At 73.7% G+C, this 23193-nt stretch carries 22 protein-coding genes; 6 read left to right on the top strand and 16 right to left on the bottom strand.

Annotated features, from left to right (window positions below; translation table 11 throughout):
* Positions 1–27 precede the first annotated feature (27 nt).
* From ASD33_RS31680 to ASD33_RS31720, 9 genes are all read right to left on the bottom strand, one after another.
* Entirely contained in the window at positions 28–597 is a 570-nt protein-coding gene (locus ASD33_RS31680) for a hypothetical protein (RefSeq protein WP_056568509.1), read from the bottom strand.
* The gene (locus tag ASD33_RS31685; protein WP_056568512.1) at positions 598–2271 is read right to left on the bottom strand and encodes a helix-turn-helix domain-containing protein; all 1674 of its coding nucleotides are present in this window, start codon (positions 2269–2271) and stop codon (positions 598–600) included.
* A 104-nt stretch (positions 2272–2375) separates the two neighbouring features.
* Positions 2376–2747: a peptidase inhibitor family I36 protein gene (locus ASD33_RS31690; protein WP_056568515.1), complete on the bottom strand. Its 372-nt coding sequence runs from the start codon at positions 2745–2747 to the stop codon at positions 2376–2378.
* Positions 2744–3457, bottom strand: a complete 714-nt coding sequence (locus ASD33_RS31695; protein WP_157870105.1) for a hypothetical protein — start codon at positions 3455–3457, stop codon at positions 2744–2746. Before ASD33_RS31695 ends, ASD33_RS31690 begins: the two co-directional genes overlap by 4 nt.
* A 465-nt stretch (positions 3458–3922) precedes the next feature.
* Positions 3923–4711 carry a polysaccharide deacetylase family protein gene (locus ASD33_RS31700; RefSeq protein WP_056568521.1) on the bottom strand — a complete coding sequence of 263 codons (789 nt, stop codon included), beginning with the start codon at positions 4709–4711 and terminating at the stop codon, positions 3923–3925.
* A 232-nt stretch (positions 4712–4943) separates the two neighbouring features.
* A complete protein-coding gene (locus ASD33_RS31705; protein WP_056568941.1) occupies positions 4944–5321 on the bottom strand; it encodes a hypothetical protein in 378 nt (125 codons plus the stop codon).
* A gap of 118 nt (positions 5322–5439) precedes the next feature.
* Positions 5440–6987, bottom strand: a complete 1548-nt coding sequence (locus ASD33_RS31710) for an ATP-dependent DNA ligase (protein ID WP_056568524.1) — start codon at positions 6985–6987, stop codon at positions 5440–5442.
* Positions 6988–7187: 200 nt separating this feature from the next.
* Positions 7188–8390, bottom strand: a complete 1203-nt coding sequence (locus ASD33_RS31715; protein WP_056568944.1) for a DUF6397 family protein — start codon at positions 8388–8390, stop codon at positions 7188–7190.
* A gap of 210 nt (positions 8391–8600) precedes the next feature.
* Positions 8601–9014: a roadblock/LC7 domain-containing protein gene (locus ASD33_RS31720; protein WP_056568528.1), complete on the bottom strand. Its 414-nt coding sequence runs from the start codon at positions 9012–9014 to the stop codon at positions 8601–8603.
* Between the two features lie 152 nt (positions 9015–9166).
* Between ASD33_RS31720 and ASD33_RS31725 the strand changes: the two genes are divergently transcribed.
* Complete coding sequence (locus ASD33_RS31725) at positions 9167–9592, top strand: PPOX class F420-dependent oxidoreductase (protein WP_056568531.1); 426 nt, start codon at positions 9167–9169, stop codon at positions 9590–9592.
* A 68-nt stretch (positions 9593–9660) separates the two neighbouring features.
* Here the strand turns inward: ASD33_RS31725 and ASD33_RS31730 are convergent, their stop codons facing one another.
* The 5 genes from ASD33_RS31730 to ASD33_RS31750 form a co-directional block, all read right to left on the bottom strand.
* On the bottom strand, positions 9661–10278 hold the full coding sequence (locus tag ASD33_RS31730; protein WP_056568534.1) for an ATP/GTP-binding protein: 618 nt from the start codon (positions 10276–10278) through the stop codon (positions 9661–9663).
* Positions 10259–10675 carry a DUF742 domain-containing protein gene (locus ASD33_RS31735; protein WP_056568539.1) on the bottom strand — a complete coding sequence of 139 codons (417 nt, stop codon included), beginning with the start codon at positions 10673–10675 and terminating at the stop codon, positions 10259–10261. Before ASD33_RS31735 ends, ASD33_RS31730 begins: the two co-directional genes overlap by 20 nt.
* Before the next feature lie 13 nt (positions 10676–10688).
* The gene (locus ASD33_RS31740) at positions 10689–11123 is read right to left on the bottom strand and encodes a roadblock/LC7 domain-containing protein (protein ID WP_056568542.1); all 435 of its coding nucleotides are present in this window, start codon (positions 11121–11123) and stop codon (positions 10689–10691) included.
* The gene (locus tag ASD33_RS35300) at positions 11120–14011 is read right to left on the bottom strand and encodes a nitrate- and nitrite sensing domain-containing protein (RefSeq protein ID WP_063992010.1); all 2892 of its coding nucleotides are present in this window, start codon (positions 14009–14011) and stop codon (positions 11120–11122) included. Before ASD33_RS35300 ends, ASD33_RS31740 begins: the two co-directional genes overlap by 4 nt.
* Before the next feature lie 609 nt (positions 14012–14620).
* Complete coding sequence (locus ASD33_RS31750) at positions 14621–15454, bottom strand: MHYT domain-containing protein (RefSeq protein WP_056568548.1); 834 nt, start codon at positions 15452–15454, stop codon at positions 14621–14623.
* 151 nt (positions 15455–15605) lie between these two features.
* On the opposite strand from ASD33_RS31750, the gene ASD33_RS31755 reads away from it, so the two are divergent.
* The 5 genes from ASD33_RS31755 (at position 15606) to ASD33_RS31775 (ending at position 21252) form a co-directional block, all read left to right on the top strand.
* Entirely contained in the window at positions 15606–16214 is a 609-nt protein-coding gene (locus ASD33_RS31755; protein WP_056568551.1) for a methyltransferase domain-containing protein, read from the top strand.
* Positions 16215–16415: 201 nt separating this feature from the next.
* On the top strand, positions 16416–18242 hold the full coding sequence (locus ASD33_RS31760; RefSeq protein WP_242427211.1) for a bifunctional serine/threonine-protein kinase/glutamate ABC transporter substrate-binding protein: 1827 nt from the start codon (positions 16416–16418) through the stop codon (positions 18240–18242).
* A gap of 118 nt (positions 18243–18360) precedes the next feature.
* Positions 18361–18696, top strand: a complete 336-nt coding sequence (locus tag ASD33_RS31765; protein WP_056568554.1) for a hypothetical protein — start codon at positions 18361–18363, stop codon at positions 18694–18696.
* A 113-nt stretch (positions 18697–18809) separates the two neighbouring features.
* Positions 18810–19694 (top strand): hypothetical protein, encoded by an 885-nt coding sequence (locus tag ASD33_RS31770; protein WP_056568556.1) that lies wholly within the window; start codon positions 18810–18812, stop codon positions 19692–19694.
* Positions 19695–19878: 184 nt separating this feature from the next.
* Positions 19879–21252 (top strand): tannase/feruloyl esterase family alpha/beta hydrolase, encoded by a 1374-nt coding sequence (locus ASD33_RS31775; RefSeq protein WP_056568559.1) that lies wholly within the window; start codon positions 19879–19881, stop codon positions 21250–21252.
* An 83-nt stretch (positions 21253–21335) separates the two neighbouring features.
* On the opposite strand, the gene ASD33_RS31780 is transcribed toward ASD33_RS31775, so the two are convergent.
* Together ASD33_RS31780 and ASD33_RS31785 are read right to left on the bottom strand one after the other, a co-directional pair.
* Positions 21336–21881 (bottom strand): MOSC domain-containing protein, encoded by a 546-nt coding sequence (locus ASD33_RS31780; protein ID WP_056568955.1) that lies wholly within the window; start codon positions 21879–21881, stop codon positions 21336–21338.
* Positions 21882–21976: 95 nt separating this feature from the next.
* A complete protein-coding gene (locus tag ASD33_RS31785; protein WP_056568561.1) occupies positions 21977–23074 on the bottom strand; it encodes an acyl-CoA desaturase in 1098 nt (365 codons plus the stop codon).
* Positions 23075–23193 lie beyond the last annotated feature (119 nt).

Genomic DNA, 23193 nt, shown 5'->3' on the forward strand with positions numbered 1-23193 from the left:
GCGGTCCGGCACCCGAGCGGCTTCGCCTCAGGCGGCGAAGCCCAGGTTGCTCACGTACTCGTACTTGCCCCAGTCGGAGCCGAGGTCGACGATCTGGTCGATCCAGGCGTCGTCGAGGGCGCGTTCGTCCCCGGCGGCCCAGGCGGCGACGATCCGGTCCCACTGACGGATGTTCAGCGACCGGAAGCCGAGCACCCGCTGGTGCGGCTGGGCCACCTGGGACTGATTGAGGGGGTGCAGCTCGACGCGCGTGCCGCCACGGGAGTTCAGCCGGGCGAGGAGGTAGCGCGCGACGTTGAGCCGGCGCACCGACCAGTAGGCGCTGTCGATCCGGTCGAGGTTGGCCCGGTTGGGGCGGCGCTCCTCGGCGAGCCAGGCCTTGAGCGTGCGGTCGGTCGCCCTGAGGCCGGCCTCCTTCGCCTGCCGCAGCGCGTGCGGGGAGCGGTTCAGGTAGTGCAGCCGGGCGAGGAGACCGCGTCGGCTGGTCACGGGCGAGGCGATGCCCTCGACCAGCTGGTCGAGCCGGCGTGCGGCCGCCGCGCTGCCCTTGATGCCACGGGCACCGAAATGGCCGAAATCATGGGTGTACTCGGGCACTCAGCCCTCCTCCTGCGCCGTGTAGACGTCCTTGACCTTCACTTCGGACACGCCCCGGCCCTCGGGGAAGACCCGCCGCCAGTCGCCGATGACGTGCAGTTCGTCGGTGCCCATGGCCCGGACGACGGTCAGCCCGGCGTCGTAGGCCTTGTAGGCCTTCGTCCAGAGGTTGGCGAAGGCCTGGGAACGGATGATGTGCATCCAGTCGGGCCGGTACAACTCCCGGTTGAAGTTCGACTCCCCCATGGTGGCGACGAACTTGGAGTACATCGCCTTCACGTACTCCAGCGTGACCTCGTCCTCGGAAACGAGCGCTGCGGCACGGGCGTCACGCAGGGTGTTGCGGAACTTCTCCAGGAGGTTCTCGGTGGCACCGGAGGTGAAGGACTCGTGGACGACGGGCGGTTCGCAGAGCCCGTACGCGGGTGAGGACAGCCGCAGGAGGAGTCGGAGGGTCGGCTCGGTGATCCAGAGGGGGCCCGGTTCGTCACGGGACCCGAGCGGGTTCGGGAGGTGCTCGCCGTGCTTCCAGTCGGGGGGCGTGACGAGATGGACCCCGGCCCGCCGCCGGTCGTGCGCGCCGCCCGTGTGGTGTTCGAGGGCGCCGAGCGGCAGGTGCGTCTTGAGGGCGCTGAGGTAGGCGCCGTTGATGTCGAGGGCCGTGATCTCCTGCGGTCCGGCCGGCAGCGCGGGACGCGTCCACTTGGGCCGTGCCTCCCAGACTTCGTCGGCCCCTCGGGAGGTCTTCTTCCGCAGGATCGCGGGCAGCGGCGGATGGCCGATGATCTCGTAGCGCGCCCCGGTGCGGCACATGTCGAGCAGCGCCATGGCGTCGGGGATCGCGGTCCGCACGAGGTCAGCGGTCGCCGCCTCGGCGTCACCGCCGTGCCGTACCAGTGCCTCTTGAACGGCCTCCTGGACGGTCCCCAACGGGGTCGGCGCGGGCTCCTGGAAGGCACGCGTCCGAGCCGTCGCCGGCGCCACCCGCTCGGCCTTGGGCCGATCCTTCCCGGGCCTGCTGCCCTGCGGGCGGCCACGGTCGGGCCGCTCGGGCTCGACGGGAGCCGGTGCGATGGCGGTGCTCTCGCGGTCGGCGGCGGCCGGAGCTGGGCCGCTGCCCTCCTGGGCGGCGAGGGCCGGTGAGGGGCCACCGCACTCCGCCGGGTCGAGGTGCTGCGCGAATCCCTCGACTTCGTGCCGGGCCGGGTGCCCGCACAGGACGCACGGCTGGGGTACGGGGAGCTCGTCGACGTCGTCGGCCGCGCCCGTCGTCCCTGTCCCCGTTCCTGCCGCCGCGCCGGCCGACGCCGGAGCAGTCGACGGAACCGGGGACGGGGTGGGGGCCGAGGGCTGGGCCTGGTCATGGGCCGGGTCCTGTGGCTGCGTACGAGGAGGCTCCGCGGGCGCCGGTTCGTCGACGGGTCCGACGGGTACGTCGAGCTTGGCTCGGAGACCGTCGAGCAGGTACGCGTACCGCGTCCTGGTCTCCCCGGCCGGCTCGCGGCCCGCTTCCCAGGCGGCGAGGGTCGTCGGGCTGACGCCGAGCGCTCGGGCCACCTGTGTCTTGGTCAGTCGCGCGGTCTCCCGCAGCCGTACCCGTTCCTCGGGGGCGGGCAGTTCCGCCTCCGGTGCGACGCCCGCGAGGAGTGCGTCGACCGCGTCGAAGTCCTTCACTGCCGCCCCGTCTCCACAACCCGCTCCACGTCCGCCACCCTACCCGGCGCCCCGCAGCGTCGGCGGTTGCGGGGAGGGGTGGGCGGGGTGGCGGCGTGGGGCGGTCAGCAGCCCATGGACCAGGTGTGGGAATCCCCTCGGTCGTTGGCGGCGGCGTTGTAGCCGACCTCTTGTCCCGGGGCGAGACAGATGGTCATGCTGCCGCCCTGCCAGGCGCTCTCGTAGACCTTGACGTGGTCCTTGATGCCGGGGCCGGAGATGCCGTGGTTGGCCCAGGAGGAATCGGTGTCGGAGATCCAGCTCTCCCACCAGCCGTCGTCTCCGCTCCAGTTGGCGCGCTGGCCGCCGAAATCGGAGTCCTGCCAGACGCAGAACTCGCCGCTGGGGCAGTCGGCCGCCCCTGCGGAGCCGGCGAGGGCTAGACCGGCGGTCGTGGCGAGGAGTGCCGCGGCGGCGGTGGCGAGGAATCGCTTCACGGGTGGCTGGTGCCTTTCTGCTGGTGCGGGGGTGCGGACAGGTCGACTGCCCGCAGCAGCGCGCGGTCGCGCAGCTGCCGGTAGGTGGTGAGTTCGTCGCGGTGCAGGGCGCGCACCGCGATCAGCTCGGCGGCCTCGAGGCGGGCGCGGACGGCGTCGAGGCCGCTCTCGCGGCCGCAGCGGGCGGCGACGTCCGGGTCGGGCCGCTCGGGGCGTGGTCGGTCCGGTGGGGTGACGCACCGGGTCCAGCGGGCGAGTGCCGTGCGGTGGGCGGGGTCGTCGCGCATCCGGTACTGGGCCTCGGCCCGGAGGTTGTCGACGATGACCTGCGCCCGGAACCAGCTGCGCTGGTCGCCGTACAGCCGCTGGCGGGCGGCGGCGGCGCAACCGTCGGAGTGGGCGGTGACGGTGGCCCCCGTCGCGAGGGTGAGGGAGAGTTCCCGCGGGCCGGCGCCGAAGAGCGCCGCTTGCAGGATCTGCTCCTCGTCCGGGGCGCGGGGCCGGGCCGTGAGCACGAGGCCCCGGTCGTCGAGGCAGTCGACGACGAGCCGGTGCTCGGCGGCCTTGAGGAGGGCGTCCTGGGCCGCCGTGCCGGAGGGCACCCCGGGGGCGGCGGGGCTTCCGGCGGAGACGGTGGCGCAGCCGGACAGCAGGAGCGCGGCTGCTGCGGTCAGCAGGGCGTGGCGGCTGCGTGAGGTCGTTCGGAGCATCGGGTCCCCCTTGGATCGTCCCTGGTCGGAGCGGCCGCACGAGGTTCGGATCGGCGGTTCGGGATGATCACTGCCCGAGCGGGTGGGGCCCATGCGGGACCTCACTCGAACGGGTCGAACGCGCCGGAGCGCGCGCCCCTCGGGCGCCGTATGCGTGCCGCTCCCCCCGGGGTCCCATGCGAGGGAGTACGCACGAAGGAGCAGGCCCGCGGGCTGCCGCGAGGGGGACGGGAGGAGTGCCTGAGGCAGGGCCCAGGGCCCTGGATACGACTGAGCCCCGGTTGGACGGGGGATTCCAACCGGGGCCGATCGCCGTGACGCGGAGGGCGGTCACCTCTGGGGGGGGACCTTGGGGACCGGGCCCCTTCGCAGTCACATAGGTAGGAACGACGAACGTTTCCCGAATGTTCCGAGCCTGCCCGTGTGGGCGGTGTGAGCCGCCTCACCCGATTTCGGCAGGTCTCGTCAGTCCTTCTCGGGCCGGTAGACGGAGCCCGGCTCGGCCTTGCCGGGGGCGAGGAGTTCCGGCACCGTCACGAACGTGAAGCCCCGGCGCTTCAGCTCGTCGATGATCGAGGGGACGGCCGGGACCGTGCCGTCGTAGATGTCGTGCAGCAGGATGATGCCGTCACCGTGCGCCTGCTCCAGCACGCGCTGCCGTATGAGGTCCGAGTCGGTGGTGGAGTAGTCCTTGGCGGTGATGCTCCAGAGGATCTGCGCGAGCCCGAGCTCCCGGCTGACGTCGGAGACCGTGTCGTCGGTGCGGCCCTGCGGGGGGCGCATGAGCGTGGGCTTGCGGCCGGTGATCCTCTCGACGGCGTCCTGGGTCCGGGACAGCTCGTCGCGAACCTGTGCCTCGTCGAGGTCGGTCAGGATCCGGTGGGTCCAGGTGTGGTTGGCGACCTCGTGCCCCTCGTCGGCTATGCGCTTGACGACCTGCGGGTAACGGTCGACGTGCTTGCTGCCGAGCAGGAAGAAGGTCGCCGGGACCTGCTTCTCCTTGAGGATGTCGAGCAGCCGGGGGGTGTCCTTGCCCGGCCCCGCGTCGAAGGTCAGCGCGATGCACTTGACCTTCTCGCAGTCCACCCGGCGGGCCGGGGCGCCCGCCTTGTCGTCGGCTCCGCCCGCGCCCCGGGCGTCCTTCGGCGTGACGGTCTCCATCCCGCAGCCGCCGAGCGTCAGCATCAGCGAGGCGGCGGCGAACAGCGCGACGGCCGGTCCCCTGCGTCGGCCCAGCCTGGATCGGAACGTCATGGAACCGCCTTCCCCGTGGTGTTTTCGGTACAGCCGAGATACCGCCTGGTCAGGGCAGCGCGCTCGACCGAACAAGAACTCTACATACGGTGTATACCGGGGGTGTCGGCGGGGGGTCCTCGACCGCACGTGGGCACACGTGAACCCCGGACGGCGCCCGTCCGCTCCGTCCGGGGAGTTCGAACCTTCCGCTCAGCCGGTCAGCCGCCCCGTCGCCCGGCGGCCCGGCAGCTCAGCGGGAGGCGAGCAGCAGTCGGGCCTCGGTCTCCTGGTCACCGGAGACGGACTGCAGGGACTGGATGTCGAAGCCCGCGGCGAGCACCTTCTCGACCTCGTCGACGGCGTGGTAGCCACCGGTCAGTGTGGCGCCGACCAAGGCGGACAGATGCGTGGGCCGCACCTCCTGGTGCCGTCCGCCGGCCGTGTCGAAGGTGGCCGTCCAGACGGTGGTGGTCGGCCCCGTGGCCATCTGCGGGCTCGGGTTCGTCATGTCCTCCAGCTGGTAGACACCGTCGAGGACGTCGAAGACGGCCTGGGCGTCCTCGCGGCAGCATTCGCTGAGCTGCACGGTGACGTCGGTGTCGATGTGCAATTCGTACACGTCGCTCATCTCCTCGCGGCCCACCGGTCGCGCGGGGCGCCCCCGCGCCCGCCGGACCGGCCGCTCGTCGTGCCACGTGTCCAGCATCCCTCTCGGCGAGCCGTCCCGCGAGGCACGGCCCTCCACGTCAGTGACTCCCGGTGACCTCCTCGACGGTGTCGGCCTCGGCGGCCGGTTTGTCGGGGCGGTGCCGTACGACGCGGGCGAAGCGGAGGGTGACGCCGGCCGGGTAGCGCGTCGAGGTCTGGAGACCGTCGCACGCGATCTCCACGACGAGCTCGGGCCGGACCCGTACGGTGAAGCCGTCGTCCTCCACGGCGAGTTCACCGAGCCGCTCGGTCTGCCACCGCAGCATCTCGTCGGTGAGGCCCTTGAAGGTCTTCCCGAGCATGACGAACCCGCCGTCGGCGGTGCGGGCTCCGAGGTGGAGGTTGGAGAGGAGCCCCGCCCTGCGCCCGTGGCCCCGTTCGACGGCGAGGACCACCAGATCGACGGTGTGGACGGGCTTCACCTTCAGCCAGGTGCGCCCCCTGCGGCCGGCGACGTACGGCGCGTCCAGGGCCTTCACCAGGACTCCTTCGTGCCCCCGGTCCAGGGTGTCGGTGAAGAACCGCTCGGCGGCCTCGGCCTGCGCCGGGTCGGCGGGATCGGTGACGACGAGGCGACGGACCCGCTGGGAGGCGGGGAGCAGCCCGGCGAGGACCGCGTGCCGTTCCCGCCCCGGCCGGTCGATCAGGCCATCGCCGTCGACCGCGAGGACATCGAAGAAGACGGGTGTGAGGGGCAGCGCGGCGCTGGCGCCGGTGACGTCGGAGCGGGAACCGACCCTGCCCGCGATGGACTGGAAGGAGACCGGGCGCGCCGTGTCCGGGTCGAGCGCGATCACCTCGCCGTCCAGGATGAACGCGTCGGCAGCCACCGCGCGAGCGGTCGCGACCACCTCGGGGAGCCGTTCGGTGATGTCGTCGAGGGAACGGGTGTACACACGGACCCGGTCGCCGCTCCGGTGGACCTGGATCCTGATGCCGTCGAGCTTCTCCTCGACGGCGCAGGGACCGAGCGCGGCGACCGCCTCGGCGACGGAGGCCGCGGTGTGCGCCAGCATGGGCTGCACCGGGTTGCCGACCCGCAGGGTGAACCGGTCGAGCGCGGTGGCCCCCTCGGCCAGGACCGCCTGGGCCACCGGTGGCAGCGCCCCCTCGACCATCACGGCGCGCCGGAGTTCGGCCGCGGGCACGGCCGCCGCCCGCGCGACGCCCTCCAGGGCGACGGCGTCGAGGGCGCCCTGTCGCACCTCGCCGGTCAGCAGCCGTAGCAGGAGGTCCTGCTCGTCGCGGGTGGCGACGGCGAACAAGGAGTGCACCAGCCGGGACCGCCGCGCCCGAGCGCCCGTCCCCGAGACGCCCGCGAGTTCCGTCATCGCCCCGTCGACCTGCCGGAGCGTGAGCCCCGGCTGCTCGACGGGCGGGACGACCGGGGGCGCGACCTCCTTGAGGACGCTCCACCCGACCCCGATCCGTCCCTGCGGGAGGCGCCCCGAGAGATAGGCGATGACCAGCGGGCTCTCCTCGGCCGCGGCCTCCGCGAACAGCTCGGCGAGCAACGCGATCTTGTGTGAGCGCGCAGAGGTCGCGGCGACCTCCCCGGACACCTCCGCGACACGGGCGAGCAGCATGGCCCCATCGTCCCCACACCCCGCCGCCCTCGCACGCCGACTGCCTCCGCCGCACGCCGACCACCCCTCACGCACGCCGACCGCCTCCGCCGCGTGCCGGACACCTCCCCTACACGCCGACGACCTCGACTCCACGCCGACCATCTCCGCCGCATGCCGGCCGGCCCCGTCACCCCTGCCATCGCCCTCCCGCGGGCCCGTCAGGGCCAGGAGACCGGGCGGCGCCTCCTCCCTTCGGCGCGTCGGGCGGCTCCTTCCGCCCTCCTGCGGCGGAGCCGGTCGAGCAGCCTCACCCGTGCCACCGCCCGACCGGGTGGCCCCTCGACCACCAACGGCCGCCCGTCCGGCACCGCCTCCGCCGCCACGGGCGGAGCCTCGACCCAGGGCAGGGAGGAAGACGGCGACGGCAACAACGACGACGGCGGGGCCGACAGACCCGATGAGGCCGACGAGGCCGACGAGGCCGACGAGGCCGACGAGGCCGACGAAGCGGGTGAAGCGAACGCCAACCGCGTCGGCACCCCCGGCGCTCCAGCCCGCCCCCCGGCCCCCGCCCGTGCCCACCGGGCCGCCGAGACCCACGAGATTTCCGCGCTCCGTCCCCGCGGAGCCCCCGCCGCACCCGAGGGCACCACCTCGCCGGGGTACGGAGCCGGCCGCCCCGCGCGTGCCTCGTCGAGGGCCAGAGTCAGACTCAGCCGGTGCCAGAGGATCTCGTCCGGGTCGTCGGCCCGCGTGAGCCGGTCGGCGACCTCCCACGCCGCCGCGCGCACGGGCAGCCCCGGTGGCGGTGGTGGGCGCAGCCGGTCGAGGTGGTTGCGTTCGTACGGATCGTCGACGACCTCGGCCACCTGGACCGGGTCGAGGAGCGAGGCGATGGCCGCCGCCCGCGCCCACGGGTCGTCGGTGGCGCGGAGTTGCACGGCGAGCCTGCGGGCCCGCCAGTTCCTCGGCCGCCGGTCCACGTGCGCGGCGAGGAGTTCGCGGAGTTCCAGGGGGAGACGGCCGGTGAGCAGCGCCGGGGAGCCGAGTCCGAACGCGGCGACCTCTTCCGCCAGGTAGCTCCACACCACCGCCCGGTAGCGGTTCAGGGTGAACCGCGCCGGACTCAGGTGTCCGGTCCGGGCCAGCTTGGTGAAGCGCTCCGGAGTGATGTCGAGGAGCGCGGCGGCCTCTCCGGTGCCGACCGCCCGCACCCGGTCGCGGAGACCGGCGGGGAAGTCGGGCGCGGCCCTGAGCCGCTCGAGCTCGCGCCGCTCGACCCCTGGCCTCGCGCCCTTCCCGACCGGCGCCGTCCTGACCAGTCCGAGCTGGACCGCGAGCTGGAGCTCGTCACGCCTCAGTTCCAGCTCCAGCGCGGCCCGCCCCGGCGACACCGTGTTCGTACCCTCGTCGACCGCCATCCTGTGGCCTCCCCCGTACATCCGCGTTCTCTCCGTGGTGTGAATCCCTCGGATCCATCACCACGAAGGTAACGCAGAGTGACGACAGCGACACCCCCTGTGGATAACCGGCTCTGGACAACCGTCGGCCGTCACCGGCTTCGAGGGAGAGCTGCCCCGGGGCGCGTCCAGGATGAACCGCCCCGGTTCAGGAGAGCCGCGCCGAGGGCGTCAGAGCAGCCCGCCCGCCGGGCCCCCGGGCTGCCGTGCCGCCACGCCGAGGTGTTCGCCCACCCGGTTCACCAGCAGCGTCATCTCGTACGCCACCTGGCCGACGTCCGCCTCGGCGGCGCTCAGGACGCACAGGCAGCTGCCCTCGCCCGCCGCCGTGACGAAGAGCAGCGCCTCGTCGAACTCCACCATCGTCTGCCGCGCCCTGCCCGCCCGGAAGTGCCGGCCGGAGCCCCGGGCGAGGCTGTGCAGACCCGAGGAGACGGCGGCCAGGTGCTCGGCGTCCTCCCGCACGAGTCCGCTGCTCGCGCCCGTCACCAGGCCGTCGTTCGACAGCACGAGTGCGTGTCGTATGTACCCGACGCGTTGGGTCAGGTCGTCGAGCAGCCAGTCGAGTCCCTTGTCCAGTGCCATCAGTGGTCCTCCCCCTAGCCGGTGCGTCCCCTTCGGCCCGGACTCCCGTGGTCCCCGGGCCGCCGTGGTCCGCCGTATCGCCGCAAGCCTTACGCACTGTCGTGAACGGGGCAAGCACTGCACCACGCCCGCGCGTGCCGCAGGATGGGGACATGACGAGGATGAGCGACGAACAGTGGCGGGCCTTCGTGTCCGAGGGAACCCGTACCGGCAAGCTCGCGACCGTCCGTGACGACGGAAGTCCGCATGTCGTGCCGATCTGGTTCCTGCTCGACGGGGACGACATCGTGTTCAACACGGGCAAGGACACGGTGAAGGGCCGCAACCTCGCGCGCGACGGACGGGCTTCGCTGTGCGTCGACGACGACACCCCGCCCTTCGCGTTCGTCTCGCTGCGCGGCCGCGTCGAACTCGACGAGGACCCCGTCGCGTTGCGCCACTGGGCGGGCCGCATCGGGGCCCGCTACATGGGTGAGGACCGGGCGGACGAGTTCGGGGAACGCAACGCGGTCCCGGGTGAACTCCTCGTCCGCTTCCACATCGAGAAGGTGACCGCGGAGAGCGGCGTCGCCGACTAGCCCGCCCCCCCGTACCCACCCGCCCACCGTGTCCCCCGTCCCACCATGTCCCCGTCCCGCCGTGTCCCTCAGCCCACCGTGTCCAGGAGTCGGGCCGTGTGCATGCGGCCCGCGTACTCGACCAGGCGGATGAGGACTTCCTTTCCGGAGTCCCGGTCGCGTGCGTCGCACAGCACCACGGGGGTGCCCCGGTCCAGGTCGAGGGCGCGGGAGACGTCCGCCGCGCCGTACGTACGCGCGCCCGTGAAGCAGTTGACGGCGACCACGAAGGGGATCTTCCGGTGCTCGAAGTAGTCGACCGCCGGGAAGCAGTCCTCCAGGCGTCGGGTGTCCGCGAGGACGACGGCGCCGAGGGCGCCCTGTGACAGCTCGTCCCACAGGAACCAGAACCGGTCCTGTCCCGGCGTGCCGAAGAGGTAGAGGGAGAGCCCCGAGCGGATGGTGATCCGCCCGAAGTCCATGGCGACGGTCGTGGTCGTCTTCTGGTCGACTCCCCCGGTGTCGTCGACGGACTCCCCCGCGCGGCTGAGCTGTTCCTCGGTGCGCAGGGGCCGGATCTCGCTCACGGCGCCGACCAGGGTCGTCTTGCCCACGCCGAATCCTCCGGCGACCAGGATCTTCAGGGCGAGGGCGGTGGTGTCCGCGCTCTCGTCCGCGCCGCTGCTCTCAGAGCGCTCGTAGGCCATCGATTACTTCCCTCAGGATTCTTTCGTCAGGGAGCTGTGCGGGCGGTACGGGCCGGCTGACGCGCACGAAGCCCGATTCGAGGAGGTCGCCGAGGAGGACCCGGACGACGCCGACGGGCAGGTCGGCGTCGGCGGAGAGTTCGGCCACGGACTGCGTCTCCGCCCGGCACAGGGCCAGCAGGGAGCGGTGCTCGGGGCCGAGGAGCGACTCCTCGGCCGGTCCGGGCGGGTCGTCGTCCACGACGACGAGCGCGATGAGGTCGAACCGTACGTTGCTGGGTCCCGGCTTGGTGCGTCCGCCGGTCATCGCGTACGGGCGTACGAGCGGTCCGGCCTCGGCGTCGTACCACTGACTGCCCGGTGTGGTCGGGCCGGCGCCGGCGCTGTCCTCGTTCATGGTTCTCTCCGGGTCAGCCGGCGGCCGGCGGGGTCACCGTGAGCCGCGGCGGGGTGTGGAGGTGCTCGCCGACGCGTTTGACGAGGCGGGCCATCTCGTAGGCGATGAGGCCGATGTCGGCACTGACGGAGCTGAGGACGGCCAGGCAGGAGCCGTCGCCCGCGGCGGCGACGAAGAGGAAGCCGTCGTCCATCTCGACCATCGTCTGCCGGACGCCGCCGGTGTGGAACTGCCGTCCCGCGCCCTTCGCGAGGCTGTGGAAGCCGGAGGCGATGGCGGCCAGGTGCTCCGCGTCCTCGCGGCTGAGTCCGCTGGAGGCCCCGACGGCGAGGCCGTCGTTGGAGAGCACCACGGTGTGGCGGACCTCGCGGACCCGCATGACGAGGTCGTCGAGCAGCCAGTCGAGCTCGCCGGACCGGTGGTGGGAGATCCTCTCGTGGTCGATCATGCCTGGTCTCCTTCAGAGCCGTGGTGGTCGAGGGGTGTCGTGCCGGGGCCGAGGGGACGCCTGCTGCCGGGAGCCGGGCCGCCGCCCCGGCGCCAGCCCTCGCGGTAGGCGGTCATCCGGTCCCTGACCTGCTCCGGGGTACGCGGGTCCGTGTCGGGCGCAGACGGTACGAACACCGGTGCCGGGGAGGGCGCCTCGCGCAGCTGGGGCACGAGGCTCGCCTGTCGTACGCGGCGGGGCAGCTCGACCTCGGGGTCGCCCTGGCCCGTGGGCCCGGGCTGCGGCGCGGGCGCCGCTTCGCGTGTCGACGGAGGTACGGAGGAACCGCGCCTGCGCAGTTCGGTGACCCCTGCGGGCGGAGGGCCGGACTCCGGCGGATCGAGCGCGCGCACCGGCGTCGGGCGCGGCAGAGGCTGCGGGCGGGAAGCGGTCGGGGTCCTCGGCACGGCCGGGGGCTGCGGGGTGGACGTGCCCTGGGGCCGTACTCCGACCGGCGGTTGAGGGGCGGTCCCGCGCGGGGCCGGCACGGGGCCTCCGGGAGGTCCTCCGGCAATGGCCGGGCCGACCCGCGCCGGTGGGCCGCCGGCCTGTCCCGCCGGACGAGGCACCTGAGGGCGGCCGAAGCGGCGGGCCTCGGCGCGGTGCGCCTCCTCGCGCTCACGCGCGGCCCGCGAGGCGTCCGTCCTGGGGTCGCCGGAGAGCCGAGGGTCGTCGGAGAGGCGGGGGTCGTCGGACAGCCGGGGGAAGGGGAGGCCGGGAGACCGGGGAGACCCGGGAGGGCCGGAGAGGGTGCGGTCGGAGTCGGCGCGGTGACCGGCGGACGGGCGGCCGTCCGGCAGCCGGCTCTCCGCCGGCCGGTCTGCCAGCAGTCGGTCGTCCAGCAGGCGGGGTTCGCCCGCGCGGTCCTCCGTCGTACGGGCGGCCGTTCCGCGATCGGCGCCCCGGGCGTGGCTCATGCCCGTGCCCGAGGCGGGGGCGCGGGTGTCGCCCGCGTGCGGTCCTTCGGGGCCGGGCGCCGATGCGCTGCGGCCCGGCGGCAGAGCGCCCTGGAGCAGGTCGGTCGGGAGCAGGACGACGGCCGTCGTGCCGCCGTACGGGGAGGTCCTCAGCTGGACCTTGATGTCGTGGCGGGAGGAGAGGCGGCTGACCACGAACAGGCCGAGCCGGTCGCTGTCGAAGAGGTCGAGGGCCTCGGACTGGGCGATGCGGGCGTTGGCCTCGGCGAGGGTCTCCTTGCCCATGCCGAGTCCCCGGTCCTCGATCTCCAGGGCGTAGCCGTTGCCGACGGGTTCACCGCTGACGCGCACCTTGGTGTGGGGCGGGGAGAACTGGGCGGCGTTCTCGATGAGCTCGGCCAGGAGGTGGGTGAGGTCGGCGACCGCGCCGCCGACCACGGCCGTCTCGGGGAGCCGCCGCACCTCCACGCGCGCGTAGTCCTCGATCTCGGAGACGGCGGCACGGACGACGTTGGTCAGCGGAACGGGCATCCGCCAGGCACGGCCGGGGGCGGCGCCCGACAGGATGATGAGGCTCTCGGCGTGGCGGCGCATCCGGGTGGTGAGGTGGTCGAGCCGGAAGAGGTCGCCGAGTTCGTTGGGGTCGTCGGCGCGCCGCTCCATGCTGTCCAGGAGGTTCAGCTGGCGGTGGACGAGGACCTGGCTGCGGCGTGCGAGGTTGACGAAGACACCGGAGATCCCGCTGGCGAGTTCGGCGCGTTCGACGGCGGCGGAGAGCGCCGCCCGGTGGACGGTGGTCAGTGCCTCCCCGACCTGGCCGATCTCGTCCTGGGAGACCGGTCCCCGGGGAGCCTCCGCGTGGACGTCGATCTCCTCGCCGGCGCGCAGGCGGCGCATGGCGGCGGGGAGTTTGCCGCGTGCGATGCCGAGCGCGGTGTTGCGGAGGCCGACCAGCTCGACGACGAGCCCGCGGCCGATCCGTACGGAGATGACGAGCGAAGCGGCGACGGCGGCGAGACCGAGAACGACCGCCGCGCCGCCCGCGCTGAGGACGCCGCCGGCGAACGGATCGACGCGGTCGGCCTCCGAGGCGCGCGCGTCGCGCTCGATCGTGCTCAGTCCGTCGCGTACGGCGGCGAGCGTGTCGTCCCAGTCCACGGAGGTGACGGCCTGGGCGGCGGGCCGACCGGGGCTCGCGGCGCGGACGCGGTCCTCGGCCTTGGTGAGCCGGGGGTGGTCGCCGCCGGTCGCGAGCCGCGTCCAGGCCGCGCGTGACGCGGCGGGGAGGTCGGCGGTGGCGGAGGCGGTGAGCGTGCGGCGGGTCTCGACGGTGCCGGAGAAGGCCCGGAGGTGCTCCTCCGTGAACCTCCCCGCGAGATGGGCGGAGGTGAGCAGGGCGTCCTCGCGGGAGAGCATCTCGCCCGCACGGCCGAATTCCAGGAGCACGCGCGCGTCGGAGCCCTGCTGGGCGTCCTGGATGCCGGTGAGGGCTCCGCCGACGGCGAAGCCGGCGGAGACGGCGGTGGTGTACTCCGCGTACACCTGGTCCCAGTCGGCCCGCCCGTCGGCCGCGGCGGTACGGAGCCGGGCGAGGCGCTCGACCCCGCCGACGAACGTGGACACCCTGTTGCCCACGTCACCGGGCAGGTCCCCGGAGTCCCCGACGGTGTGCGTGCCGTCCAGGCGGAGGCGGTCGACGGCCTCGTCCGTGCGGCGGATCCGGTCCTTGAGCTCGGCGGCGCGGGCGGCGCCGGGGGCCGCGACCTGCCGCACCGCGGCGCGCCGCTCGGCCTGGAGCGCGCCGATCGCCGCCGTCACGGGCTCACGGATCTCGGCGTCGACCCGCTGGAGTTGGCGGAGCCGGGCGATGTCCTGGGCGGTGCTGACGGTGGCGAATCCCCAGAGCGCGAGGAGCGAGACCACCGGGACCATCAGGAGCGAGACGATCTTGGCGCGGACGGTACGGGGGCGCAGGCCGAGCCGGACGGTGCGGGGGCGGCGCGCGGTGTCGACGCGTGAACCGGCGGGGTCGGCGCCCTTCGGGCCACCGCGCTCCTCGTCGTGGAACTCGTCACGGATCTCGTCGCGGATCTCGTCGCGGAATCCGGCGTCGAGCCCGTCACGGCGCTCGTCACGCGGTCCGCCGCCCCGCCCCTCCGGGGAGGGGTACCCGGCCGCTCCGGCCGGTGCCTCGGGGGCGTGTTCCCCCGGTTCGTCGGCGGGCGGCCCGGCGTGCGCGCGGCGTCCGCGCACGGTCGCCGACGGCGGCGCCGTCACCTCGGCGTCCTTGGTCCTGCGGGGAGTTCGCATGGCCTCCTCGTTCCGGCTGCGACTGTTCTGGTGCGGTGGGTCTGCGGGTGGGGCTGGGGTGCATCGGTGAAGCGACCGAGGTGGCTGTGGCGAGGGCCGACGATGCCTGCGGATGAGGATCGGGAGTCAGGAATGAGGGGTCACGGGTCAGGGGTCAGGGAGCCGGGATCGGGGAGCCGGGAGGTCTCCGGCCCCGGTGGCCCGTGCCACCCTCGGCCCCCCCCGTCTCGGTCAGTTCGTCGGCGTGCGGACGGGCTGCGCGGTGCGGAACCCCGGGGGTGCGACGTCCACGGCGCGCTCGTCGGGCTCGGTGAGGCGGCCGGCGGAGGCGTACGCGGCCCGTTCCCTGGCCGTCGGGGAGAGGGCGACGAAGGCGGAGGTGATGAAGAGGTACGAGCCGAGGCCGACGGCGAGCGGGAAGATGAACTGCATGACCGTGGCGCCGGGCAGGGCCGCACCGGAGGGGGCGACGTCCACGCGGACGGCGAACATGCCCGTGTAGTGCATGCTGCTGACGGCCGCGCCCATGACGAGCGAGGCGACGGCCACGGCGGCGGGCGAGTGGATGTTGAGGGCCGCCCAGAGCGCCGCGGTGGCGGCGACGACGGCGATGACGACGGAGAGGCCGACGAGTAGGGGGTCGAACCGCACCTCGCCGTGGAGCCTGAGCGCGGCCATGCCCATGTAGTGCATGCTCGCCACGCCGATTCCGGTGGTCAGTCCGCCGATCAGGAGCGAGCGGACGCGGTCGCGGCCGTAGCCGACGGCGAACACGCCGACGCCGACGACGGCCATCGCGATGACGAGGCTGAGGATGGTGAGCGGCACGTCGTAGCGGATGTCGGTCCCCGTCACACCGAAGCCGAGCATCGCCACGAAGTGCATCGTCCAGATGCCGGTGCCGATCGCGGAGGCCGCGGTGAGGAGCCAGTTCCGCCGCGAGCGGCCGGTCGCGTCGAGGGCCCTTACGGTGCAGCGCAGCCCGAGGGCGGCGCCGACGCAGGCCATCGCGTACGACAGTGCAGGTGTCAGCCAGCCGAAGGTGGCGTGGTCCAGGTGTCCCATGGCTCAGGGACGCTAGTGCGCATCGAGGGGCGCACAAGGGGCGCATTTCGAAAGCTGTTGGAATATGACAGAGAGATGGTCCCGAACGATCGGGCCGCGCTCGAACGTGCACACAGAACGTTCACCCCTCCGAGTGCGGAATCATGTGCGCATGAGCGATGACCCCACACACGTACGAGAGTTCTTCGGCTCCCGGGCCGCCGGGTGGGACACCCGGTTCCCCGACGACGGCCCCGCGTACGCCGCCGCCGTGAACGAGCTCGGGCTGCGCCCCGGCGACGCCGTACTGGATGCCGGCTGCGGGACCGGGCGCGCCCTGCCGCCGCTCCGCGCCGCCGTCGGCCCCACCGGACTCGTACTGGGCGCCGACCTCACCCCCGAGATGCTCGAACAGGCCGCGCTCGCCGGACGCGGAGGGGCGGCCGGTACCGCCACGCTGCTGCTCGCCGACGTCGGCCGGCTGCCGGTGCGCGACGGCGCGCTCGACGCGGTCTTCGGAGCGGGACTGGTCTCGCATCTGGCGGACCCCGTCAGCGACCTGCGGGAACTCGCCCGTGTCGTACGGCCCGGCGGTCGGCTCGCGCTCTTCCACCCGATCGGCAGGGCCGCGCTCGCCGCCCGTCACGGCCGCCGGATCACCCCGGACGACCTGCGCGCCGAGCCCCGGCTCGGTCCGGTGCTGGCCGAGGCCGGCTGGCGGCTCGTCAGCTACGTCGACGAGGACGCCCGCTATCTGGCGATGGCCGAACGGGAGGACTGAGCGCCGCCGAACCCCTCGTTCCGGCCGGATCCCCCTGCCGGGTGTGGCGGATGTGGCAGAGTCGGGCGGGGCGGGGCCAGGGCCCGACAGTGCGGGACCCACCACGTCGCCGCCGGGGTCCGCATCGGGGTGAGGGGGCTGCGGGTGGCACGGGTGATCGACGGCCGGTTCGAGCTGGTGGCACGGCTCGGCGGGGGCGGTATGGGGACCGTGTGGAGGGCGCGGGACCTGGTGCTGCACCGTGAGGTGGCGCTCAAGGAGGTACGCCCGCCCGATCCCGCGCTCGCCGAGTACGACCCCGAGGGCGCCAGGGAACTCCGTATCCGGGTCCTGCGCGAGGCGCGGGCGCTCGCCCGCGTGGCGCACCCCCGGGTGGTGACCATCCACCACATCGTGGACGGCGGGGAGGGCACGTACCCCTGGCTCGTCATGGAGCTCGTCACCGGCGGGTCGCTCCAGGAGCGGCTCGACCGGGACCCGCTCGGCGTCGTCGAGGCGGCCGTGCTGGGGCGCGGCATCCTCGACGGGCTGCGGGCCGCCCACGCGGTGGGCATCCAGCACCGGGACATCAAACCGGCGAACATCCTGCTCACGCCCGACGGCCTGCCCGTCCTCACCGACTTCGGCATCGCGGCGCTCCACGGGGCGACCGCGCTCACGGCCGCCGGTTCGATCATCGGCACGCCCGAGTTCATGGCGCCCGAGCGCGTCGGCGGCGAGGAGGGCGGACCGGCCGCCGACCTCTGGTCGCTGGCCATGACCCTGTACGTCGCGGTGGAGGGCCATCACCCGATGCGGCGCGCCAACACCCTCGCCACGCTCGCGGCCGTCCTCGGCGAGGACGTACCCGCGCCCCGCCGCGCCGGGGCGCTCACGCCGGTGCTGACCCGGGTGCTTGTACGCGACCCGGCGGCGCGGCCCGACGGGGAGTCCTTCGACCGGATGCTGGCGGAGGTCGCGGCGAGCGGTCCCGTCGGGATCCCGACGCCGCCGGTGTCTCCACCTCATGTTCACCTTCACCCTGGACCTCAGGTCGAGACTTCGGGTGAGGAGGGGCCACCGCCCGCCGGTCCGTTCGGCCCGCCACCGCCGACCGGTGCCGCCCGCCCGTCCGCGTCCCCGAAGCGTCGTGGCGCGGTGTTCGCGGGGGCCGGCGCCCTCGTCGTCGCCCTGAGCGGCGTCCTCGTCTGGAACCTCCTCCCGGGCGGCGACCCGGACGGCGACGGCCGCGACCGGACGGCGGGCAAGTCCGGCAGCCAGGAGCCCTCCTCCCCCGCCTCGTCCACCGGCGCGTCGACGACGCCGTCCGGAGGGGCCGGTCCCCTCACCGTCGGCGTCAAGTCCGACCAGCCGGGCCTGGGGTGGAAGAAGCCGGACGGCACGTACGCGGGCCTCGACGTGGACGTCGCCACCTACCTCGCCCGCGCCCTCGGCCACGACCCGGCCGCCATCACCTGGAAGGAGGTCCGGAGCTCCACCCGGGAGGCCGCCCTCGCCGGCGGCGACGTGGATCTCGTCGTGGCCACGTACACGATCAACGAGGTGCGGAAGCAGAAGGTCGATTTCGTCGGCCCCTACCTCGTCGCCCACCAGGACGTACTGCTGCGGGCGGACGACGCCTCCGTGAAGACCCGGACGGACCTCAACGGCAAGAAGGTGTGCGCGGCCACCGGCTCCACTCCCGTGCTCCTGATCCGGACGAACCTGGCGCCCCGGGCCGAGGTGGTGACGTACGACAGCTACCGGCGGTGCATCAGCGAGCTGGCCTCGGGCGGTGTCGACGCCGTCACCACCGACGACGCGCTGCTGGCCGGCTACGCGGCACAGGAGGAGTTCAAGGGCCGGTTCAGGCTCGCCGGTTTCCCCGTCACCGAGGAGCGCTACGGCATCGGTCTCCCCAAGGGGAGCCCGCTCCGCGCCCGGCTCACCACCGCGCTGAAGCGGATGATCGACGACGGCTCCTGGCGCGAGGCCGTGGAGAAGAACCTTCCGCTCGTCCGCACGGACCCCCCTCCGGTCCCCGAGTAGGCCGCCGGACGCGGCGCGCGTCTCCACGGCGTTCACCACCAACGCCCCCTTCTGCCACGGCACTTCACTGTCTACGGTGGATGTGCCGGGCAGCCCTGCCCGGGAGAGGCGGTGGGGCGTGGCACGAGTACCGGAACGACTGCGCAGACTTCTCCCCTCCGCCCGCCGGGCGCCGGAGGCCCTCACGGAGGCGCCGGTACGGCCCCGGCAGGGACACAACCTCTTCGAGGCCGCGGCGGAGTACGTGGCCGCGTGCGCCGAGGACGACGCGGCGCGGGCCGAGGAGGCGGCGAGCCGGGTCTCCCCCGGGATGCTGTCGTTCGGCGTCAACGAGCTGGCCTGCCGGGCCCTGCTCACGCTCGCCCGGGAACGGAACGAGTCCCCCCGCACCGTGGCCCGCTCGCTGCTCGGTCTCAGGGAGGAGCCGGTGCGGCGGCCGGCGGGTGACGCGTAGACCGTGAGCCCTCGGGCGACGGTCCCGGCGACGCAGCTCACGGCGCCGGGCTATGGACAGGTCTCCCTACTGACTGGTTAAGGTGCGCCCGACGACCAGATGGGGAGGCCTCTGTGGCTGGGACGGACCCGATCGCCGAGGCCGACGGCGATGACGACGCGTTGTTCGTGCTGACGGCGGCGCTGCTGACGCCCGCGCGCTTCCCGAGCGTCCTCGGTGACGACTACCCGGCGGCCTGCGCGGCGCTGGGCCTGGCACCGTACGAGGAGGGATACGGGCTCGTGTTCGGCCAGGACGGGCTCGGGGCGCGGTGGACGATCGTCGTCGACGACGTGTCGCTGGTCGCCGTGGCGATCTCCTCCTGGGACTGCGGCATGGCCTACGACCTGTCCCCCGACGAGCGCTCCGTGGTCGCGGGGCTGCCCGGCTGGCCGCTGCCCGTGGCCACCCGGGCGCCGGACGTGCCCGCCCCGCACGACCCGGAACCGGAGGAGGGCGTGCCCGCCCCGCTGTCCCCGCCCTCCGGTGCGGAGTGGGGGCCCGCCCAGCGGCGGCTGGGCGCCGACGAGGTGGCGCTCCAGTGGTCGGAGTGGCGGTCCCAGGTGAACGACGACGGGACGTTCGCGGAGCCCGCGGGCGAGCCTGCCGGCCCGACGGAAGCGGCGGGTGCGGCGGAGGCAGGTGCTTCGGCAGAGGCGCCTGCTGCGGGCGACGCCGTTCCGGACCCGTACGACGGTGTCCGCAGGGCCCTCGACGAGCTCCACGGCTACCTCAAGGATCCGCCTCCCGTCGGCCGGGTGCGGTCCGACGCCGCTGCCGGCGAGGGCGAACGGACGCTGCGCGCGGACGGGCCCGGCTGGTCCCTGGTGGCCCGGACCGGCGACATGGCCTTCGTGCTGCTCGACGAGTTGCCCCGCGAGGTGCTGCCGGTCGCGCGAGGCGCCCGGCTTCCCGCGCTTCTCGTGGCGCTCGACGAGATGGCCGTACGCCCGTCCTGAACGAGCCGCGTCCCCGGCGCGGCCGGCCGGGCGGCGCTCATGGGACCCCATGAGTCGGCACTCGGAGGTGTGGTCCCAGGACATGGCCCGGTGGCAGGGGCGCGCCGCACGATGTGGCGCCGCGTGATGCGGCGCCGCCTCCTGTGGTGCCGCATCCTTCCCACCGTCCCACCGGAGGCCCACCATGCGCCTGTTCCCAGGCGTCTCCCTGCTCGCCGCGCTCCTGACCGGGGTCACCGTCCTGGCCCCCGCGAGCCCCGCCGGGGCGCGGGAGCGGCCCGCCGCGCACTGCGCCGGGCAGGACCGGCTCCGGGTCCCAGGCGCCGAGCACCAGCAGTCCGTCTGCCTCGACGACCTGACGACCGCCGGGCTCGCGGGCACCCCGTACACCGACACGGCGGACCAGGCCGGACTGGCCGCCCTGGGGACCCGTAACCCCTCGGGGGTGCCCGGCGTACAGATCGACGGCTACTTTCCGGACGACTCCCGGCTCAACGCCACCCACGGCTGGGCCCACGACGCGCAGTTCGTCATCCGGCTGCCCGACCACTGGAACGGCGGGCTCGTCGTCACCGGCGCGCCGGGCACCCGCCGTCAGTACTCCACGGACGCGCTGATCTCCGACCAGGTGCTCTCCCGGGGCTACGCCTACGCAGCCACCGACAAGGGCAACACCGGCCCGGACTTCTTCACCGACGGCCGGGGGCCCGGCGACGCGGTCGCCGAGTGGAACCGGCGGGTGACCGAGCTGACCCGAGCCGCCAAGAAGGCCGCACGTCAGCGGTACGGCCGCGCGCCCGAGCGCACGTACATGACGGGGATCTCCAACGGCGGCTACCTGACGCGCTGGCAGCTGGAGAACCGCCCCGAGCTGTACGACGGCGGTGTCGACTGGGAGGGCGTGCTGTGGACGACGCGCGGCCCGAGCCTCCTGACGAGCCTCCCGGTGACGGTGGCCAGGTCCCTCGGGCAGGCCTCCGACGAGGACCTGATCGGGGCGGGCTTCGCGCCGGGGTCGCGGTTCCTGTGGCCGTACCACGAGAAGGCGTACTGGGGGCTGACGCAGAAGATCTTCCGGGCCGAGTTCGACACCTCGTACGACCCGGCGTGCCCGGGTGCGACGGCCGGCGGGACCGTGGAGCAGATCTTCGCCCCCTGTGCGTCGGACGCCGCGTACGACTACGCCTCCCGGCCCGCGTCCGTCCACCGCGCGGTCGCGAAGGTCGCGCTCACGGGGCGGATCGGCAAGCCCCTCATCACGCTCCACGGCGATCTGGACACCCTGCTGCCGATCGCCACCGACTCCGACGTGTACGCGCGGATGGTGGACGGACGGGGCCGCGCCCCGCACCGGTACTACACGGTGCGGGGCGGCACGCACACCGACGGCCTGTACGACACCCATCCGGACCGGCTGCGCCCGATCCTGCCGTGCTACCGCTCCGCGTTCGAGGCGCTGACGCGCTGGGTCGAGGACGGCACGGAACCGCCCGCGGACCGGACGATCGGCCGGCCCACGCACGGTGACGTGGTCAATTCCTGCGCACTGGAGGGCTGAGGGCGGCGGCCGCGAGCCTGCGGCCCGGACCGGCCCCGGTCGGGCCGGTCCAGGTCAGGGCGGCCCGCTTCCCTTCGGCTCCGTCAGACCATCTGCAGCGGGTGGTGCGGCTCCTCCGGCAGTTCGACCCGGACGGGGTCGCCGGGCCGCACCTCCCCGCCGGTCAGGACGATGCTCATGATCCCCGCCTTGCGCACGATCTGCCCGTTCTCGTCCCGTCCGAGGACCTGCTTGAGCAGTCCGTGCCGGAAGTTGTCGATCTGTGCACACGGATTGCGCAGTCCGGTGACCTCGACGACCGCCTCGGCACCGAGGTGGAGGCGCGTGCCGGTCGGCAGGGCGAGGAGGTCGATCCCCCGGGTCGTGATGTTCTCGCCGAGGTCACCGGGGGCCACCTCGAAGCCGGCGCCGGCGACCTCGTCGAACAGTTCGCCGTGGATGAGGTGGACCTGACGCAGATTCGGCACCGTCGGGTCCTTCGCGACCCTGGACCGGTGCTTGACCGTCACGCCGGCGTGGACGTCGCCCTCCACTCCGAGCCCGGCGAGGAGGGTGATGCCCTCCCTGTTGGGCTTGGTGAACGAGTACGCGCCGTTGCTGCTGACCGTGGTGACCCTGGCGTCGCTCATGGCGAGGAGTTCCCCTATCTCCGCTTCGGTCGGCCCGTCCACCGGCACGACCGGCCCCGAACCGATGATCACACCGCTGGTGACCGGCTTCGACCCTACTCGGCCCACTCCGAACGCAGCGGCGCGCCCACCTCGTGCAGGTGACCCAGGGCCTGGCGGTACGAGTCCACGAATCCGGTCTCCGTGTACGGGACGCCCAGGGCGGCACAGTGCGCCCGGACGGCCGGCTGGGCGAGGCGCAGGTGCGGGCGCGGCATGCTGGGGAAGAGGTGGTGCTCGACCTGGTAGTTGAGACCGCCGAGGAACCAGTCGGTCAGGGCGCCGCCGCGGATGTTGCGCGAGGTGAGCACCTGGCGCCGCAGATGCCCCCAGCTGTCGCCGTCGGCGTGCTCGTCCGGCCGTTCCATGCCCTTGTGGTTGGGGGCGAAGGCCATGCCGAGGTGCACGCCGAACAGCATCTGGTGGAGGAGGGCGAAGACGAGGGCCTGAGCCGGGGTGAGGAGGGTGAGCAGCAGGGCCGCGTAGCCCGCGAAGTGGGCGAGGAGCAGTCCGCCTTCGACGAGCCGCTCGCGCCGGGTGCGGCAGGGGCCGTCCTTCGCGAGCAGGGCCTGGACCCCGTACACCTTGAGCGCGAAGCCCTCCAGGGTCGTCAGCGGGAAGAAGAGCCAGGCCTGGTGGCGGGTGAGGAAGCCGCGCAGTCCCGAGCGTCCGGCCGTCTGGTGCTCGGCGAAGACGAGGATGTCGGCGGCGACGTCCGGATCCTTGTCGAGGTGGTTCGGGTGGGCGTGGTGGCGGTTGTGCTTGTCGTTCCACCATTCCCGGCTCATGCCGAGGAGGAGGTTGGCGTGCACGAGCTGGACGATCCGGCTCGCCTTCCGGTTGGCCGTGATCTGGGCGTGGCCGGCGTCGTGGCCGACGAAGGCGACCCGCGCGGAGAGCAGCGCGAGGGGTACGGCGAGGAGCAGCGCCCACCAGGAGGGGCCGATGAGGGCGAGTCCGGCGACCACGGCGGCGATGCCGAGGAGGTTGACGGCGATGCCACGGGCGTACCACCAGGGGCGGTGCTCCAGGAGGCCCTGTTCCCTGACCGCCCGCAGGAGCGGGGTGAACTCGCTGCCGCCCCGGACGCGGGCGGGTTCCGCGACCGGCGCGGCGGGGACGGCGGCCGGGGGTAGAACGGTGGCCTGGGACATGGCGGGCTCCGGATTCGTCAGGGGTGGATCGGCGGCTTGGCTCCTGGGAAGAACGTACGGATCGGTGATCGCCGGGAGCCATGGCGTCACCACCCGTCCCCGACGGGGGGCGCCCCGGG

Origin of the sequence: Streptomyces sp. Root1304 (assembly GCF_001426405.1) — a bacterium.
GTDB lineage: Bacteria > Actinomycetota > Actinomycetes > Streptomycetales > Streptomycetaceae > Streptomyces.

Excerpts from the sequence above, each read along its gene's own strand:
- ASD33_RS31695 (WP_157870105.1), bottom strand. The coding sequence starts at position 3,457 with ATGCTCCGAACGACCTCACGCAGCCGCCACGCCCTGCTGACCGCAGCA.
- ASD33_RS31700 (WP_056568521.1), bottom strand. The coding sequence starts at position 4,711 with ATGACGTTCCGATCCAGGCTGGGCCGACGCAGGGGACCGGCCGTCGCG.
- ASD33_RS31705 (WP_056568941.1), bottom strand. The coding sequence starts at position 5,321 with ATGAGCGACGTGTACGAATTGCACATCGACACCGACGTCACCGTGCAG.
- ASD33_RS31710 (WP_056568524.1), bottom strand. The coding sequence starts at position 6,987 with ATGCTGCTCGCCCGTGTCGCGGAGGTGTCCGGGGAGGTCGCCGCGACC.
- ASD33_RS31715 (WP_056568944.1), bottom strand. The coding sequence starts at position 8,390 with ATGGCGGTCGACGAGGGTACGAACACGGTGTCGCCGGGGCGGGCCGCG.
- ASD33_RS31720 (WP_056568528.1), bottom strand. The coding sequence starts at position 9,014 with ATGGCACTGGACAAGGGACTCGACTGGCTGCTCGACGACCTGACCCAA.
- ASD33_RS31725 (WP_056568531.1), top strand. The coding sequence starts at position 9,167 with ATGACGAGGATGAGCGACGAACAGTGGCGGGCCTTCGTGTCCGAGGGA.
- ASD33_RS31730 (WP_056568534.1), bottom strand. The coding sequence starts at position 10,278 with ATGGCCTACGAGCGCTCTGAGAGCAGCGGCGCGGACGAGAGCGCGGAC.
- ASD33_RS31735 (WP_056568539.1), bottom strand. The coding sequence starts at position 10,675 with ATGAACGAGGACAGCGCCGGCGCCGGCCCGACCACACCGGGCAGTCAG.
- ASD33_RS31740 (WP_056568542.1), bottom strand. The coding sequence starts at position 11,123 with ATGATCGACCACGAGAGGATCTCCCACCACCGGTCCGGCGAGCTCGAC.
- ASD33_RS35300 (WP_063992010.1), bottom strand. The coding sequence starts at position 14,011 with ATGGTCCCGGTGGTCTCGCTCCTCGCGCTCTGGGGATTCGCCACCGTC.
- ASD33_RS31750 (WP_056568548.1), bottom strand. The coding sequence starts at position 15,454 with ATGGGACACCTGGACCACGCCACCTTCGGCTGGCTGACACCTGCACTG.
- ASD33_RS31755 (WP_056568551.1), top strand. The coding sequence starts at position 15,606 with ATGAGCGATGACCCCACACACGTACGAGAGTTCTTCGGCTCCCGGGCC.
- ASD33_RS31760 (WP_242427211.1), top strand. The coding sequence starts at position 16,416 with ATGGGGACCGTGTGGAGGGCGCGGGACCTGGTGCTGCACCGTGAGGTG.
- ASD33_RS31775 (WP_056568559.1), top strand. The coding sequence starts at position 19,879 with ATGCGCCTGTTCCCAGGCGTCTCCCTGCTCGCCGCGCTCCTGACCGGG.
- ASD33_RS31780 (WP_056568955.1), bottom strand. The coding sequence starts at position 21,881 with ATGAGCGACGCCAGGGTCACCACGGTCAGCAGCAACGGCGCGTACTCG.
- ASD33_RS31785 (WP_056568561.1), bottom strand. The coding sequence starts at position 23,074 with ATGTCCCAGGCCACCGTTCTACCCCCGGCCGCCGTCCCCGCCGCGCCG.